Here is a 16,197-nt window from a genome sequence, read left to right as displayed (position 1 = left end):
CGGCGATGCGCGCCGCGACATGGAATCGCCCCGCAACGTAGACGCCTGCGCCCGTTTGGCTTTACTCGTCCTCGTCTTCCGGACCGCCGCGCTGCTCGATCGCATTTCGCACGCTACGCATGACAGCGAACGACACGAACGCCATCCTTCTCTTCTGATCATCGCTCAATGTCTTGTAGAGCGGCTCCCAGGCATCGGCGAGCTTCTTGAGGTCGGTCCCGCGCTGAATCAGCCGATCCGCCCTGCGCTGCATGAATTCGACCGGATTGCCTTCATGCATTCCGTCCATCGGTCCGTTTTCGTGCAATTCGGCAATGCGCTCCAACCGAGCCTGCCGATTTTTCGCTCTGGTGCGGATCGCATCCTCGATGGCCGGCCAGTACTTCTCCTGATCCGGAGTCAGCTGCAAGGCGGCCTTGACGATGCCGACGCGCATGTCGGTCAGGCTCTTCAGGTCGGCGGCGCTGGGTGGCGCAACGCCGACAGTCGGGGATGTCTCTGCTGCGATGGCGAGAGACGAGGTTGTCATCAAAAGTGCAATCGCTGCGGCGGCTGCGTTCCTCGTCATTGCAAACTCCTGAGCTGCTTTTCTTGGACGTCCCGAGAAGGAAAACATAGCCGGATCGGCTGCCGGTTGATCTAGGTCAAAGGGGCAGGGAGCCGGAGGCAGGAACGCTCTTCTGACCGTTCGCAAAATACCGAGCGACGTCGGCTGTTTGCGGGTTGAGCTAGATCAAGCGCGGGCGGTCCATGGTGTTCAGAAATTGCTGTCCAACTCCCACCGACCGGGCGGTCCCATGCACCTTCTGCTCAAGGAAATTCGTCACAATCCATTATTCTGGATGCTTGTCTTCGTGCCGATTGTGCTGGTGGTCGAGACGGCAGCTCCGTCCGCCCACACAGCACTGTTTGTGCTCGCCGTGCTGGCCATCGTGCCGTTGGCTGCCCTTCTCAGCCACGCGACGGAAAGCGTCGCGGAGAAAACGGGCGACGCAATCGGAGGCTTGCTCAACGCAACCCTGGGCAATCTGACCGAGCTGATTATCGCGATCGCTGCGCTGCATGCCGGCGAATACATGCTGGTGAAGGCATCGATCGCTGGTGCCATCGTCACCAATTCACTCTTCATGCTCGGCGCATCGTTCCTGCTCGGGGGGCTCCGCCATCACGTTCAGGAATATAACCGGGCCGGCGGGAGGATGTATGCAGCGCTGCTGCTGATGGCGACGATTGCGCTGCTTGCGCCCTCGGCTGTCGCCGACCTCGATCCGGCGCGCGGCGAGGCCATGGCGCTGGCTCTCAGTACGGGCCTCGCAGTGCTGCTGATATGTGCCTATGGGCTCGGCTTGCTGTTCTCGCTCAAGACACACAAGGAGCTGTTCGCAAGCGAGGAGCACAGCGAAGCCGGCGGTGCCGGCTGGCCGATCGGACTTGCGTTAGGCACCCTTCTCGTCGTCACGGTGCTGGTTGCACTGGTCAGCGAAATATTCGTCAGCTCGGTGCAAAAGGCGGGCGCGACGCTGGGATTGAGCCCGGCGTTCGTCGGTTTCATCATCGTCGCGCTGGTCGGCGCCGCGGCAGAAATGGCGGTCGCGTTTTCCGCGGCGCGCAAGAACCGTCTCGATATGAGCGTCAGCATCGCGCTCGGCAGCGCTTCGCAAATCGCGCTGTTTGTCGCGCCGGCGCTGGTGCTTCTGAGCTACGTCGTCGGTCCGAAGCCGATGGATTTGCAGTTCTGGCCGGGTGCCGTAACGATGGTCATGATCGCTTCCGTGACATCCTGCTTCATCACCAACAGCGGGCGGTCGGCATGGTTTATCGGCGCCTTGCTCGTGCTCATCTACGTGATTTTCGCCATGACCCTGTACATGGTGCCACCTGGATCGCACGGCCCGGTTTGACCAACGGCGAGCTTGCCGGCACCGATCCGGACGAGGGCGCGTGTTCCTCGTCGTGTTCACGCGGATGCCTGATGGCTTTACAGCGGTAGCTCGCTCTGACCGCGCGTCCAGTCGATGATGTCGATCTGGAGCCCCCGTTTCAGAATCTCGGCCTCAAGATTGCTGGCATGCCGCTTCCATTCGGCCGTCGACCGGACCCGGAATTTTGGCTCTTCACCGTTTGCCTCGAACTCATCGTCGGCTTCGAGCGCGCCGCGAACAGCCTCGTACATCATCTTAAGGCTCGCGTCGGTGAAGGCGTCGTACTCCATCGAGCCGTCTCCTTGGAAAAGCAAAATTCAAGGGACCGCCACGATAGCGATCATGGCGTCTCTTTGCGATCGATCCATTCAAAATGGACATGCCGATGCCTGACCGAAGCTCGACAGCGAGCCGGTGCGGTGCAACCGCATGTCCATCCATTGCAGCTCAGCCGGATCAATACTGCGGGCAGACCATTTGCCCGTATTCATTGTAGTAGCAGCTTTGGTTGCCGTAGTAGCCATAGGCGCCATACGCGCCGGCTGCGGCTGCAGCGCCGACGGCGGCAGCACCATAACCCCAGCCCGGCCGATAGTAGCCTCTGCCGTAGCCGGGATAGCCGGCGACCGGGCGGCCAGGGCGCCCTGCAATCGGTCGACCGGGATAGCCCGGACGCCCTGCAATCGGTCGGCCACCTGGACGGCCGGCAACGCGATATCCTCCACCGTGAACTCTTCCGCCGCCTACATGCATGCCACCGCCACGCATCCCGCCGCCGTGAAAGCCGCCTCCGCCGCCGCGGAAGCCGCCGCCTCCTCCGCGACGGGCATAGGCGTCATCAGGAATCAGGCAGACAGCGACGAGAACCAGAGCCGCCAGAGCGGCGAGGATGCAACGAAGCATGGCGTGTCCTCCCTATGGGACAATTTGCGAACGGCGACACTGCGACAATTTCGCCTCGCGAGATTGACGTAGATCAACGGAATGCAGCAGGGCGCGCATTCCAAAAGGGTCAGGCAGCTGTCATCAACCCCAGGCACAATCTGTACTTTGCTGCCGAAGCATCTTGCCTGGAATGCGAACGTGAGTTCCACGGCATTTGCTTTTCGCCTCAGTCAGGCGACAGCCATCGTTTCATTGCCGAGTTCACCTGGTGTTTTTACGTCCTGCGGAACGCAGCCAAGAGGATCAACGTGCGCAAAGCGGATGTGACGTGCGCGTGCTGTGGCGCAGGTTTCCGGCGGTTGGAGCTATGGTCCGAACCTGGCACCAAAGGTGAGTATCGCTGTCCCGTTTGCGACTACTTGCTCGAGGCCTTCGATGGCACCAACCTGATCGCCTATCGGCTGACGATCCAGCCGGTGCGCGCGCCGGTCTCCTCGGCGAAGCTGTTCGACGATCAACAATAGCCGGACGATTGGTTGCCGCGAGCGCGCTTCGGTTTCTGAGGTAACGGCTGACGCCATGACTGTTTGGCCGTGTCACTGCACCGATTGGCGCAGCATCCCGGCGCGCCGATGGCCGACCCGGTGATGGCCGCAGAGGACGCAGTCAAAGTGACCGGAGCAGAACTACCTGTCGTAGGAGCACGGTCGGGGGCGGGTCGCTCGCGCCCTCGTCGGATGGTCTCGGTGCTTGCTTGCTCGGGCGGCCGGGGCGCCGGCTAGTTCTTGACGGCATACAGAGGCGTTCTGAACGTCAGTTGATAGGCCGGTTTCGGCACCCACATGATTTCGGCTGTGACGCCAAACAGTCGGTTGTCATTATCGTCCACGCGGTCGAGATCGAACCGCACGATCGGTTGCGCAAAGGGCTGAATCGATGCGAGGTTCAGAAGCTGCGCGCCCTCGAAGGATTGCACGCCCACGCGGCCGGTAGATTTCCAATTGTTCGGCCATTGATAGTAGCCGCCGACATAGGCAATCGTGTTGGGGTTGATCCTTCCCAGCGCACCGTCGACGTCGGTTCGCGTGTATTGGAAACCGCTGAGGAAGCCTCTGGTCTCATCGGAATCGAGCGCATAGTCAAATTCGAGAATGTGGTTGAAGGAGGTTGTGCTCAGTGGACCATCGGGAATCGACTTTGTGATAGTCGACTGCAGCGTCACGGTAGGAAAGGTTCCACCGTTCTGCTCGTAAAGGTCGGCCTGGAAGCCGATGTTCCAGCTTGTGATTTGAAGGGACGAAAAGCCGGAGCTTCCAAAGCTCGTCGAACTGCCGGAGACGCCGGCATAGAGCGAGGCGCTCTCGGTGACATCGACCGTCAGCGGAAAATCCATATTGAGGGATTTCGCTGCTGGCAGGCCGACCGGAGATGCCGCGCCGCCTGATGTCGCAAGCGTCTGCGTATTGAACAGCGTCGGATGGCCAAAGCCGAACGCGAGCGATCCTGCCGGAACCTGTGCGTAGATCGTCCTGAGGTCGAGATAGATCGTCGGCACCGAAGCATTGGCAAGGCCATCATCGTTTGCGGCAAAGGCCTGCGCAACCGGGACGGCGATGAGCAACGCGCACAATGCCGCGCTCAAGATCGATCCGGGAGCCAGGAGCCCCGCGTTGTTACGTGGCGGCGCGTTCAAGGCGAGAACCTTCCCTAGGCGCGGCGATTGCCATTGGATCGGGAGGCAGGCCGATCGATCGTGGCTTGTCCGTTCCTCGACCTCTGCCGAAACTCCCGTGGGGTGCAGCCGGAAATCCGGCGGAAAGCCCGCGTGAAGTGGGCAGGGTCGGCATAGCCCGACGAGAATGCAACGTCGATGATCTTGATTTCTGTGCGGCCCAGAAGCTTGGCCGCATTGTTGAAGCGAGCCTGCTCAAGCAGACCCGAATATGTCAGACCAGCGAGCGAAAGCCTCCGCTGCAGACTCCTGGTGCTCACGCCCATCATCTCGGCGGCCTGCATGATCGTGAGGCCTCCTTGATCAAGGTAGGAGGGCAAGCTTAGCTTCAGTGCGCTGACGACGTCCTTTCCGAATGACTGCGGCTCGTGATCGGCGGGCGTCGGCCGAACGTCGCTTGCGGGATTTGCAAGACTGAGGAGTTCTACCGGCACTTCGATCCATGACGCCTTTTGACCCGACATGAAGCGCGTGTTCGGCCAATGCGACTGGACCTCCGGGCTCGGCGTGTAGAGTGCTTCAAACGCAATCACTCTCGGAGACCAACTGATCCCGGCGAACTGACGGACGATGTGCAGGACGAATATGTTCTGAAGCCACTGGGATATCTCAAGATGGGAAATGCCCTCCGTTCCAATAAGCTTGCTGCAAATCTTCAAACTCTCGCCGCTTGGCTCGAGCCATAGTTGGAGGATCGTATCTTCGCACGGCGCCCACCGGCATATTTGCTGCAGGGCAACCAGAAGCGTTGGCGCATGGCGCACCCGCGCCCGCATGGCTTCGCTCAAATGTTCGAACGAGAGTCGTTGGGCTGCGCGAAAGGCAATTTCCGATAGGCCCTGCTTTTGCTGAGCGGCCGTCGCGAACCGAACCGCCGGCAGCAAAGGCACGTAATGATCCGCTTTTTCTTCAAAGGACGTCGGGAGTTGAAATCTGGCGAGAAGTGCTGCCGTCGGGCCGCCTATTTCAGAATGGAGCTCAGCGAACGGGATCAGAAATTGACAACGGGTCAATGGAATGACGGTCATTACTACCTACCCAAGAAGTTTTGCCGCGATCGCAGCTTAGCAGGCCGGAACTCGTCTTGCGTTGTCTTTATCGCGAAACCTGCTGCGACGAATTCCGATTGGCGAAAGTTTTGGCGGCTGATGGCCAGATCGGTGGACGAAGCTGCTTTATCTTGAAGCGTCGTTTCTCTTGCAGGAGCACGGGCTTCACGCCTCAAACCAACCGATGAGAGCTGTCCGATTGCCTTCAGCCCAGGCGGTCCGCGCAGTCATTGTCGCGTCGCTGCGACACGGTGACGCAACTCTTGATAGCACCGCTCACGCCCTCAAGATCAGCTCGCGCACGTTGCAGCGACACCTTGGTCGCCTGGGCACCAGCCACAGCGAAATGCTTGCGGAAGTTCGCTTGAACATCGCATGCTGCTTGCTCGCAGACTCAAGCAAGCGGCTGTCGGAAATCGCGAAATTCGTCGGCTACAGCAACGCCAGCAGCTTCAGCCGCAGGTTCGTGCGTTTGATGAAAATCCAACCTATCGTTTACAGGCAGCGGCAACTTGCCGATCGGCAGGGCCAAGCGGGCCATCGCAAGAGATCCCACGCCGCTGGGCCATGACAATTCCGATCATTGGCGCGAAATGGCAAGACGCGCGATTTGAATTGGCGCGAAATGCTTAGCGAAGCTGATTGCCGAGATTGCGCTCCCCAAAGGAATAACAAACATGACCCTTCGCTCAGCTCTGTTGGTATTTTGCGTCGCCGGATTGATTGCCGCTCCCCATAAGGTGCTTTCCCAAACTGCACCCGAGAACAAACCGCACGTACCGCTCGAGAAGTCGATAGGTCAGGCAAAGCCGGAAGTCGTGCCATCGCTCTTCGTCCTCAACTCGCGCGGTGCGAGCTTGAAGGACGGGAAGCTTGTGCTGACGGGGGTTTCACCGAATGCGATCGTGTTCGCCGATCGGCCCGTGAGGGCAGCCGGTCATGATCTCACATCGCGCATTGTCGAGGATTGGGGCAATGGCAGTGACAATTTCGCAAAGGACCCTCCAAACGCCACGGTGTCCGGGTTCAGGAAAGACGGATCATCGGTAGCGGACGCCGTCGTCGTCTTGAAATCGCCCAAGCTCGAAGGCGACAGGCTGACTTTCGATGTCGATATGCTCGAAGGCGACCTTGCGGGGGCTGATGGACCGGCGTCGATCTTTATCGACATCATCGGTCGTCCATTCACGCCGCTGTCTTTTGCCGGCGTTGCCCGCCGCACCGCCTGGCGAGGTGCTTACTACCGCGGCGCTGCAGTCGCGGGTGCGGCCGCACTTGGAGCTGCGGCAGCCTATCCGTACTACGCCCCCCGATGCGGATACTATCCTTATCCGCCTTGTTACTGAGCAACGCGACCGTCGCGTCGAAGCCGCTGGGCCGACAGGTGGAAGATCGGCCGCGATCTAAGCCGGGCACGCGAGCTCACAGGAGAGCATCATGAGACGAACCGCTATGATCGCAGCATCGCTGATCGTCGCCGGCATTCAGTCGGCGCACGCGCAGACAGACCTCAGCGCCTACGCCAACGCCGAAGGCTATCTGGACGTTCAGAAGCTGACCTGCGCGCAACTCGCCGGAACATGGCAGGGAGACGCCGATCTTCTCACTGCCTGGTACAGCGGTTGGTACAACGGGCTTGCGCGCAAGCACTACCTCGACATCAAGAAGTCCCGCGAGGCCGAGCACGAAGTGATTCAACATTGCAAGGCTCATCCTGATCAACTCATCATCGAGGCGATCGCGGCGGTCTTCAAGGATATGAGAGCGGCGCTCGGGATCAGGATGCAGCCCTGACCCGCGGGATCGGACACCTTTTACGGCAGGCCGACAGTCGGAGCAGCCTGACGATTGTTTGAAGACCATTCGATTTGCAAAGGAGAGAACAATGGAGATCACGCGTCGCAATCTTGCGCTCGGCGGAATGGGTCTGCTCACCGGAGCGGCGATAGGTCGACCAGCCGTCGCCGAGGAGGGAGCTTTCGCGGGTGTCGGTCAGGGCTTGGAGGACTTCTGGCTCGCGAGCGACGCCTACATATTCGGCTATCCGTTGGTGACGATGGAGATGACGCGGAGGATCATCACCAACGTCGCGGAGCCCGTGGGCACGCGGGGGCCGATGGGCCATATCATCAAGCTGCGTCAATATCCGGACGCGTCGTTCCGTGACGTCACTGCGCCCAACGCGGACACGCTCTACACCACGTCCTTCTTCGACGTCGGCAAAGAGCCGTGGGTCCTCAGCATCCCGGACATGAAGGGGCGCTATTTCCTGATGCCCATGCTTGATGGCTGGACGACGGTGTTCCAGGTGCCGGGGAAGCGCACCACCGGCACCGGTGCCCAAACCTATGCCATCACCGGGCCCGGCTGGAAGGGCACGCTGCCGGACGGCGTGAAGGAGTACAAATCGCCCACCAATATCGTGTGGCTGCTCGGCCGCATCTATTGCACCGGAACGCCGGAGGACTACGCCGCCGTCCACAAGCTGCAGGATGAGTGCAAGCTCGTTCCGCTCAGTGCTTACGGTAAGCCGTACACACCGCCTCCAGGAAAGGTCGATCCTTCGATCGACATGAAGACGGCCGTCCGCGAACAGGTCAATCGCATGGACGCGGTGTCGTATTTCAAGCTGCTATGCGAGCTCATGAAAAGCAACCCGCCGAACGCGGCAGACGCGGCCCAGCTCGCCAAATTTGCCCGCATCGGCATCGTACCCGGGCGGGACTTTGACGAGACCAAGCTGAAGGCGGACTTCCTGAAGCGTGTCCCCGAGGTGTCATTCGACAGGATCATGCTTCAGTTCAAGGTCAACAAGGCCATCACGGATGAGAATGGCTTTGCGTTCACGACGAAAACCGGCATCTACGGGACGGACTACCTGATGCGGGCCCTAGTAACCGCGATCGGACTCGGCGCCAACCGCCCGCAGGATGCGGTCTATCCGACCTCGCAAAAGGATGCGGATGACCGCAAGTACAATGGTGCGAACAAGTACGTTATGCGGTTTCCCAAAGGCCACTTGCCTCCGGTCGAGGGATTCTGGTCGCTCACGATGTACGACAGCAGCTACTTCTTCGTGAACAATCCGCTCAACCGATATTCGATCAGTGCGCGGGAAAATCTGAAGGAAAATCCGGACGGCTCGACCGATCTCTATATTCAGAAAGACTCGCCCGGCAAAGACAAGGAATCGAACTGGCTTCCTGCGCCCGAGGGAGATTTCATACTCATGCTGCGGATGTATTGGCCGCAGGAAACCGACCCCTCGATCATCAACGGCACTTGGACGATTCCGGCCGCCAAGAAGATCGGGGCCTGAGAAACTGGATTCATGCCGGCTCCAACCGGGCCGGCATGAATCAATGTGCTACGATTTGCGGAGGCGAATCGTGCGCCTGAGCGAGCCGTACAGGTCGTTCCGCACCGCACCAAAGGGGGCGTGACATGCGGCTTCGCGGTCTTTCGATGAGGCGGCGACCAAACGGGCGAGGCAAGACACTCAGGGATGTCGGCATCGCCATGATACTGGTCATGGCGTCAGTTTCGTCTGAATCCGCGCGTGCCGACGAAAGCGGCGTCTCATATTGGCTTCCCGGCCGCTTCGGCAGCCTCGCTGCGACCCCGCAGGTCCCTGGCTGGTCGATGGCGGAGGTCTACTATCACACCAGCGTAAGTGCATTCGGCAATGCTGCGGCCGCCAGGGAGATCCAGGTCGGCAGAATCCCCGCCGCGGCTAACGTCAACCTAAACCTGCATCTCAACGCGCAGGCGGATCTCATCCTTCTCAATCCCACTTATACGTTCGCAACGCCGGTGCTGGGTGGCCAACTTGCCATCGGCGTGACCGGGCTGTTCGGACGGTCGAGCGCGGATCTTGCGGGGACGCTGACGGCGGCCGTCGGTCCGCTGGCGACAACCCGCACCGGCAGCTTCGGCGATTCGATCACATCGGTCGGCGACCTCTACCCGCAGGCGACGCTGAAGTGGAACGCCGGGGTGCACAATTTCATGAGCTATGTAACGGGAGACATCCCGGTCGGAGCATACAGCCCGAGCAGCCTTGCCAATCTCGGCATCGGTCACGCGGCCATCGATGCCGGCGGCGGCTACACCTACTTCAACCAGCAGGCGGGCCACGAATTTTCCGCGGTCGCGGGCTTCACCTACAATTTCAAGAATCCGGATACCCAGTACCAGAGCGGGGTCGACTTCCATCTGGATTGGGGCGCCTCCCAATTCCTGTCAAAGCAGGTTTTCGTTGGCCTGGTTGGATATGCCTATCAGCAGGTCACCGACGATTTCGGCCAGCACCCTGTCCTGGGAGGCTTCCGGTCCCGCGTGCTTGGCGTTGGTCCGCAGATCGGCTTCCTGTTTCCCGTAGGCGACATGCAGGGTTATCTGAATCTCAAAGGGTATGGAGAATTTGCAGCAGAGAATCGCCCGGCCGGCTGGAATACCTGGTTGACGTTCTCGATCTCTCCGATGGCGCAGACCAGCACCGTGACGCCGACCCGACGGGTCGTGACAAAATAGCAGCGCTGCTGGCGCCTTCGATTGTGCCGAGATCACGCCACTATAGGCCGCAACCGTGCCGGTGGCGACGCCCGCCGTTCGGACGCCGCCCGGCAATTTTCGCCGACGCCGGTTCGATACGCGGGCGTCGTGATTGTCAGGCCGCAGGGCCCAAGTTGCCAATGCTCGGCCGGTTGATTTCGGCCGCGTTAACCCGAAAGTGGAGTCGATGTTACCGGATACGCCGTCGGTCAGTCAGCTCTCTCAAGTGATTTCTCAAGCGGCTGCGCCCGCATTTCTGCTTGGCGCATTGGCGGCCTTTATCGCGCTGCTGATTTCCCGCCTGAACCGGATCATCGACAGATCGATTTACCTGAACCAAATTTCGGATCAGGATCAGGCGAGATGCCGGCTCAAGGCAGACCTGCCGCGTCTTGCTCGGCGCGCCACCATGATCAATCGCGCGATCTTCTGGTCCATCATGGGAAGCATTTCGATCAGCGTTGTCATCGTCGTCGGCTTTGTGAGTGCGTTCCTTCACATCCAGCACGAGCGGGGCGTTGCCATTCTCTTCATTGTTGCCGTTGTGGCTTTCATCGTGTCGTTGGTCGATTTCGCGCGAGAGGTCCGAATTGCCCTGAGCGAGTTCGATCACTACGGCTAGACGCAACGCATTGATACGTGCACGCCTTAACGCGCACGCGCGGCAAATGTCGCGAGCGCTGCCACCAGCAGCTCCGGCGCTTCCTGCGCGACGCAATGGCCGACGCCGTCGAAGGTCCAGCGGCTCGCATGCGGGATCAGCGCCGCGGCGCGGTCGGCCATTTCCTTGTAGATCGGCCATGACTGCTCGGTGGTCGCGATGCAGACCGGGCAGGCAATGTCGGAGAACCAGGGGAACGGATTACCGCGGGCGTCGCCGGTGTAGATTTGCTCCATGGCCTGGAAGATCGGCCCGAGCAGGGCCGACTCGATTTCCGGCGTACAAAGCAGCCGCATGCGGCCGTCGTCGAGCCGCGCAAAGCCGTGATGGACATAGGCCCACAGCGACCGTTCGGTCCATGGTGCGAAGGCCGGCGCGGCGCGCAGCCGCTGGAACAGATCGTCGGCGCTGTCGAACTCGGCCCGGCGGCGCAGCACGCCCTGCACCGAGCCGTTCGCGATGTCGCTGAGGCCTCCGGCGCGCGGCGCGCGCGGATCCATCGCGGTCGGCTCCGTGACATGCAGGCGCGCGAAGCGACCGGGCATCAGTCTGGCTGTGAGCAGCAGGTCGGTTGCGCCGGCACTGTGACCGATGCCGTAGATGTCATGGAGGTCGAGGCGCTCCACCACCATGCGGACGTCTTCGGCAAAATCCTGGAAGTGATAGCGATCGGCCGGCGGCTTGTGGCTCAAGCCATGGCCGCGGCGGTCGAGCGCGTAGACCGTGTAATCGGCCGCCAGCGCCTCTGCGACTTCGGTCCACACCTCCGCGACAAAGCCTGTACCGTGCAGCAGCAGCGTCGGCGGCTTGTCCGCGGCCGGCTCGCCCCATTGCGCCACCGCAACCTGTGCACCGGCATCGCCAACCAGGAAGCGCTTCGGGGCGTTCATCGTCGCTCTATCGCGCATCCTGCAGGATCATCGCCGCCGCCTTCTCGGCGATCATCGCCGTCGGCGTATTGGTGTTGCCCGAGGTGATGGTCGGCATCACGGAGGCATCCGCGATACGCAGGCCGTGCAGGCCGTAGAAGCGCAGCCGCTCGTCGACCACGGCCATCGGATCATTGGCCGTTCCCATCTTCGCGGTGCCGACGGGGTGGAAGATCGTGGTGCCGATGTCGCCGGCAGCCTTGGCGAGCGAAGCATCGTCGTCGCCGACCGAGGGGCCGGGCAGGAATTCCTCGGGATGATATTTCTCCAGCGCCTTCTGCTTCATCAGCCTGCGCGTGGTGCGGATTGCGTCGGCCGCGACCTGGCGGTCGTCGTCGGTCGACAGATAATTCGGCGCGATCGACGGCTTGTCGTCGGGAACGGACGATTTGATGCGCACGGTGCCGCGCGAGCTCGGCTGCAGATTACAGGCGCTCACCGTGATCGCGGGGAAACGGTGCAGCGGATCGCCGAACTTGTCGAGCGACAGCGGCTGCACGTGGAACTGGATATTGGCGCGCGAGCGCGTCGCGTCCGAGCGCGTGAAGATGCCGAGCTGCGACGGCGCCATGGTCAGGGGACCACGGCGGCGGAATGCGTAGTCGAGGCCCATCAGGCCGCGGCGCACGAGATTGTAGTAAGTTTCGTTCAGCGTACGCACGCCGGAGACCTTGTAGATCGCGCGCTGCTGCAGATGGTCCTGCAGATTATGGCCGATGCCCTGCACGTCGAGCACGATGTCGATGCCGAGCGGCGACAGCCATTCGGACGGACCGATGCCGGAGCGCTGCAGCACCTGCGTGGTTCCGATCGAGCCGGCGCAAAGGATCACTTCACCCCTGGCGCGCGCCTCCACGGTCTCATTGCCCTGGCGGAACAGCACGCCGGCGGCGCGGCCGCTCTCGATGACCAGGCGGTCAACCAGCACGTCGGTCTCGAGCCTGAGATTGCTGCGGTTGAGCACCGGCTTGAGGAAGCCGCGCGCCGACGACCAGCGCCGGCCACGCTTCTGGTTGACGTGGAAGTAGCTGGTGCCCTCGTTGTCGCCGGTGTTGAAATCCGGGATGCGCTTGATGCCCATCTCCTCGGCGGCATCGCCGACCGCATCGAGGATCTGCCAGGACAGCCGCGGCGCCTCGATGCGCCAGCCGCCGCCGACACCATGATGCTCGCTTTCGCCGAGGAAGTGATCCTCGAGCCGCTTGAACGCCGGCAGCACGTCGCTGTAGCTCCAGCCGGTGAGGCCGAGCTGCCGCCAGTGGTCGTAATCCTCGGCCTGGCCACGCATCGAGATCATGGCGTTGATGGCGGAGGAGCCGCCTATCACCTTGCCGCGCGGGTAGGCGAGCGCGCGGCCGTTGAGGCCGGGCTCGGCCTCGGTCTTGAACATCCAGTCCGATCGCGGATTGCCGATCGCGAATAGATAGCCGACCGGGATATGAAACCAGATCCAGTTGTCCTTGCCGCCGGCTTCCAGCAGCAGCACGCGCTTCTTCGGATCGGCCGACAGGCGGTTGGCCATGATGCAGCCGGCCGTGCCTGCGCCGACGATAATGTAGTCGAAATCACCCTCGAGCCTTCGCGGCATGTCCTCGTTCCCGGCAAGCGTCTTTTGTTGGGTTCTTATTAGTCAGACGCAGCGGGCCGACACAAGCCCGGCAGTGGATGCCGGGCGTGCGCTGGATGATCAGGGGCGGCTCGGTTCGGCCAGGGTGACCTCATGTCTCGCGCGGGGAACACAGACGATCAGCGTCAGCATGCCGATGCCGAGCATGGCGCCGACGAGGGCGAGCGGTGCGTAGATGCTCCCGGTTGCGGCAGTCATCCAGCCAATCAGGGCAGGGCAGACCGCGCCGCCGAACGAGCCGATCGCTGAGATCAGCGCGATGCCGCCGGCCGCGGCGCTGCCCTCCAGCATCGCGTTCGGAATCGTCCAGAACAGCGACAGGATCGCGAAGATGCCGATCGAGGCGACGGCGAGCAGCGTCACGGTCAGGAGCACGCTGTCTTGCGCGGCTTGCAAGGCGATGAAGCAGGCCGCCGCGACGAGGCCGCAGCAGACCACGTGCCAGCGCCGTTCCCGTGTGCGGTCGGAACTGTAGCCGATCGCCACCATGCCGATCGCGGATGCAACCGAGATCGCGCCGCTCAGCCAGCCGATCTCGGTGGTGGTCGCCACGCCGACGCGTTTCAGCAGCGTCGGCGTCCACAACAGGATGGTGTTGAGCGAGCAGAAGAACGCGAAGTAGATGAAGGAGAGCAGATAGACGCGCGGCTCGCGCAGCGCCGCCGCGAAGCTCCGCGTGGTGCCGGGAACAGCGGCGCGGTCGCGGGCGAGGTCGCTTGCGACCTGCCGCCGCTCGTCGGCGCTCAGCCAGCTCGCGACCTGCGGTCCGTCGGCGAGGTAGAAATAGGCGGCGATGCCGAGCAGCACGGCCGGGCCGCCTTCGAGGATGAACAGCCACTGCCAGCCATGCAGGCCATGGACGCCCTGCATGTGATCCATGATCAGGCCCGACAAGGGACCCGCGATGACGCCGCCGAGCGGCACCGCCATCACGAACAGGCTCGTCATGCGGCCGCGCACGCGATCCGGGAACCACAGCGTCAGATAATACAGGATGCCGGGGAAGAAGCCGCCCTCGGCGGCGCCTAGCAGGAAGCGTAGCAGATAGAGGTGATACTGGTTCTGCACCAGCGCGAGCAGCACGGTGACTGCGCCCCACAGTACCATGATCCGCAGCAGCGTCTTGCGGACACCGACCTTGACCAGCAGGAGATTGCTCGGCACTTCGAGCGCGACATAGCCGACCGAGAAGATGCCGGCGGCAAGCCCGAACACCGCGTCGTCGATCTGCAGATCGTGCAGGAACTGCAGCTTGGCAAAGCCGATGTTGAAGCGGTCGATAATCGCAACCGTGTAGCACGCCAGCAGGAACGGGATCAGGCGCCAGGCGATCCGTCCATAGAGCCGCGAATGGGCCGCATCCTGCATGAAAGTCTCCTCGAAATGATTATTTGATTGTTTGTTGGTGCCGCGACGGCGGTAGGCTCCCTCGCCCCGTTCTTACGGGGAGAGGGTTGGGGTGAGGGGCCGTCTCCCATAGACGGTGACAGCAACCCTCGCGGAGGCTCCCCCTCACCCGGAATGCATCCAGCGATGCATTCCGACCTCTCCCCGCAGGCGCAGGGGTGTCCGGGGAATGATTCACTGTGTCGCGGTGCATGCTCGGCAGGACCGAGGCAAATCGGTCTTTTCTGGTTGTCGAGACACAGAGGGCCGAGCATGCGATATCGCGGTAGCATTTTTGGAAGGCTGCTTGAACCGATCAATCGACGGCAGTTTCAGACGGTTGTGGATCGTCTGGACGGGGATGCCTACGACAAGTCGTTCAGGAGCTGGGATCATCTGGTGGCGCTGATCTATGCCCAGCTTAGCGGCAACAGCAGTCTGCGCGGGGTGGTGACTGGCTTCAACGCCAATTCGCAGCATCACTATCACTTGGGAACCGGCAAGCTGTCGCGCTCGACGTTGTCCGATGCCAATGCCCGCCGTCCGATCGGCATTTTCGCGCAAACCTTTGCGGCGCTGTCGGCGATGGCGCGTCGCCAGCTGCGGAGTGAAGGCATGGAGATGGTGCGTCTGATCGACGCCAGTCCGATCCCGCTCGGCAAGGTCTGCAGTTGGGCGACGTGGAACGGCCGCATCCGCGGCATGAAGCTGCATGTCGTCTACGACCCAAGGAGCGATGTCCCGACCTGCGTCGAGATGACGGCCGCGAACGTCAATGACATCGAGATCGGCCGACAGACCCCAATCCAGCCCGCCACCACCTATGTGTTTGACAAGGGCTATTGCCGTTTCGACTGGTGGCAGAAGATCAATGATAGCAAGGCTTTCTTCGTTACCCGGGCGAAGACGAGCATCCGTCTTCGCTCGCTCAGGCATCGCGCCATCCGCAAGCGTAACGGGGATGGCTTCGAAATCCTTGCCGATGACGAGGTGAAGCTCACCAGCAAGGGCGATTCGCGCCTTCCAATCCCGCTCCGCCGCATCAAGATCAGACGCGAGAAAGGCGGCAAGATCACACTCCTGACCAACGACCTTGCCCGTAGCGCCGTCGAGATCGCCGCCCTCTACAAGAGCCGATGGCAAATCGAGCTGCTGTTCCGCTGGATCAAGCAGCATCTCGATATTCGCAAGTTCCTCGGCGCCAACGACAACGCGATCCGCCTTCAGGTGCTCGCTGCGATGATTGCCTACCTGCTGCTGCGCATCGCCGCTCACACCAACTGCATCAAAATGCTCCCGCTCAGGTTCGCCGAACTCGTCGGCCAGCTCCTGCTCACGCGTCGATCCCTCGCTGCCATCGACAAACCTCCGCCCATCAACCCCAGCCGTCGGAAATCAACCATCTCACCTGACCAGATGGAGCTCCGCTATGCCTGAATTTCCCCGGACACC

At 61.8% G+C, this 16,197-nt stretch carries 17 protein-coding genes; 9 read left to right on the top strand and 8 right to left on the bottom strand.

The genetic code is table 11. From position 1 onward, the window contains the following. Positions 1-61: 61 nt before the first annotated feature. A complete protein-coding gene (locus tag ACVIYL_RS40010; protein ID WP_233475477.1) occupies positions 62-616 on the bottom strand; it encodes a Spy/CpxP family protein refolding chaperone in 555 nt (184 codons plus the stop codon). A gap of 181 nt (positions 617-797) precedes the next feature. Here ACVIYL_RS40010 and cax point away from each other — a divergent pair, with 181 nt between their 5' ends. Next, on the top strand, positions 798-1,901 hold the full coding sequence (gene cax / locus ACVIYL_RS40005) for a calcium/proton exchanger (RefSeq protein ID WP_456781166.1): 1,104 nt from the start codon (positions 798-800) through the stop codon (positions 1,899-1,901). Between the two features lie 77 nt (positions 1,902-1,978). On the opposite strand, the gene ACVIYL_RS40000 is transcribed toward cax, so the two are convergent. Next, complete coding sequence (locus ACVIYL_RS40000; RefSeq protein ID WP_018270599.1) at positions 1,979-2,212, bottom strand: hypothetical protein; 234 nt, start codon at positions 2,210-2,212, stop codon at positions 1,979-1,981. A gap of 166 nt (positions 2,213-2,378) precedes the next feature. After that, positions 2,379-2,825, bottom strand: coding sequence for a hypothetical protein (locus ACVIYL_RS39995; protein WP_076833062.1), 447 nt, complete (start codon positions 2,823-2,825; stop codon positions 2,379-2,381). A 14-nt stretch (positions 2,826-2,839) separates the two neighbouring features. Here ACVIYL_RS39995 and ACVIYL_RS39990 point away from each other — a divergent pair, with 14 nt between their 5' ends. After that, positions 2,840-3,331, top strand: coding sequence for a hypothetical protein (locus ACVIYL_RS39990; RefSeq protein ID WP_456781165.1), 492 nt, complete (start codon positions 2,840-2,842; stop codon positions 3,329-3,331). 254 nt (positions 3,332-3,585) lie between these two features. On the opposite strand, the gene ACVIYL_RS39985 is transcribed toward ACVIYL_RS39990, so the two are convergent. Both ACVIYL_RS39985 and ACVIYL_RS39980 read right to left on the bottom strand, forming a co-directional pair. Continuing rightward, positions 3,586-4,452 carry a hypothetical protein gene (locus tag ACVIYL_RS39985; protein WP_456781942.1) on the bottom strand — a complete coding sequence of 289 codons (867 nt, stop codon included), beginning with the start codon at positions 4,450-4,452 and terminating at the stop codon, positions 3,586-3,588. A 62-nt stretch (positions 4,453-4,514) separates the two neighbouring features. Then, complete coding sequence (locus ACVIYL_RS39980) at positions 4,515-5,567, bottom strand: helix-turn-helix domain-containing protein (RefSeq protein ID WP_456781164.1); 1,053 nt, start codon at positions 5,565-5,567, stop codon at positions 4,515-4,517. 205 nt (positions 5,568-5,772) lie between these two features. Here ACVIYL_RS39980 and ACVIYL_RS39975 point away from each other — a divergent pair, with 205 nt between their 5' ends. The 6 genes from ACVIYL_RS39975 (at position 5,773) to ACVIYL_RS39950 (ending at position 10,764) form a co-directional block, all read left to right on the top strand. Then, on the top strand, positions 5,773-6,159 hold the full coding sequence (locus ACVIYL_RS39975) for a helix-turn-helix domain-containing protein (RefSeq protein WP_456781163.1): 387 nt from the start codon (positions 5,773-5,775) through the stop codon (positions 6,157-6,159). Positions 6,160-6,265: 106 nt separating this feature from the next. Then, complete coding sequence (locus tag ACVIYL_RS39970) at positions 6,266-6,934, top strand: hypothetical protein (RefSeq protein ID WP_225163358.1); 669 nt, start codon at positions 6,266-6,268, stop codon at positions 6,932-6,934. 106 nt (positions 6,935-7,040) lie between these two features. After that, complete coding sequence (locus ACVIYL_RS39965) at positions 7,041-7,382, top strand: HdeA/HdeB family chaperone (protein WP_057015680.1); 342 nt, start codon at positions 7,041-7,043, stop codon at positions 7,380-7,382. A 91-nt stretch (positions 7,383-7,473) separates the two neighbouring features. Continuing rightward, positions 7,474-8,907 (top strand): DUF1254 domain-containing protein, encoded by a 1,434-nt coding sequence (locus tag ACVIYL_RS39960; RefSeq protein ID WP_225163357.1) that lies wholly within the window; start codon positions 7,474-7,476, stop codon positions 8,905-8,907. A gap of 212 nt (positions 8,908-9,119) precedes the next feature. Further along, the gene (locus ACVIYL_RS39955) at positions 9,120-10,121 is read left to right on the top strand and encodes a SphA family protein (RefSeq protein WP_456781162.1); all 1,002 of its coding nucleotides are present in this window, start codon (positions 9,120-9,122) and stop codon (positions 10,119-10,121) included. A 133-nt stretch (positions 10,122-10,254) separates the two neighbouring features. Continuing rightward, on the top strand, positions 10,255-10,764 hold the full coding sequence (locus tag ACVIYL_RS39950; RefSeq protein ID WP_456781161.1) for a DUF2721 domain-containing protein: 510 nt from the start codon (positions 10,255-10,257) through the stop codon (positions 10,762-10,764). Positions 10,765-10,790: 26 nt separating this feature from the next. Here ACVIYL_RS39950 and ACVIYL_RS39945 read toward each other — a convergent pair whose 3' ends face one another. The 3 genes from ACVIYL_RS39945 to ACVIYL_RS39935 all read right to left on the bottom strand — a co-directional run bounded on the left by ACVIYL_RS39945 (position 10,791) and on the right by ACVIYL_RS39935 (position 14,727). Next, positions 10,791-11,693 carry an alpha/beta fold hydrolase gene (locus ACVIYL_RS39945; protein ID WP_456781160.1) on the bottom strand — a complete coding sequence of 301 codons (903 nt, stop codon included), beginning with the start codon at positions 11,691-11,693 and terminating at the stop codon, positions 10,791-10,793. A gap of 7 nt (positions 11,694-11,700) precedes the next feature. Continuing rightward, positions 11,701-13,320 carry a GMC family oxidoreductase gene (locus tag ACVIYL_RS39940; protein ID WP_456781159.1) on the bottom strand — a complete coding sequence of 540 codons (1,620 nt, stop codon included), beginning with the start codon at positions 13,318-13,320 and terminating at the stop codon, positions 11,701-11,703. A 99-nt stretch (positions 13,321-13,419) separates the two neighbouring features. After that, complete coding sequence (locus ACVIYL_RS39935; RefSeq protein ID WP_456781158.1) at positions 13,420-14,727, bottom strand: MFS transporter; 1,308 nt, start codon at positions 14,725-14,727, stop codon at positions 13,420-13,422. Between the two features lie 291 nt (positions 14,728-15,018). Between ACVIYL_RS39935 and ACVIYL_RS39930 the strand changes: the two genes are divergently transcribed. Next, entirely contained in the window at positions 15,019-16,182 is a 1,164-nt protein-coding gene (locus ACVIYL_RS39930; RefSeq protein WP_057015126.1) for an IS4 family transposase, read from the top strand. Positions 16,183-16,197 lie beyond the last annotated feature (15 nt).

The sequence above is a fragment of the Bradyrhizobium sp. USDA 3315 genome (assembly GCF_054056795.1).
Note: the sequence above shows the minus strand (reverse complement) of the source record. Positions and strands in the feature narration are given on the sequence as shown.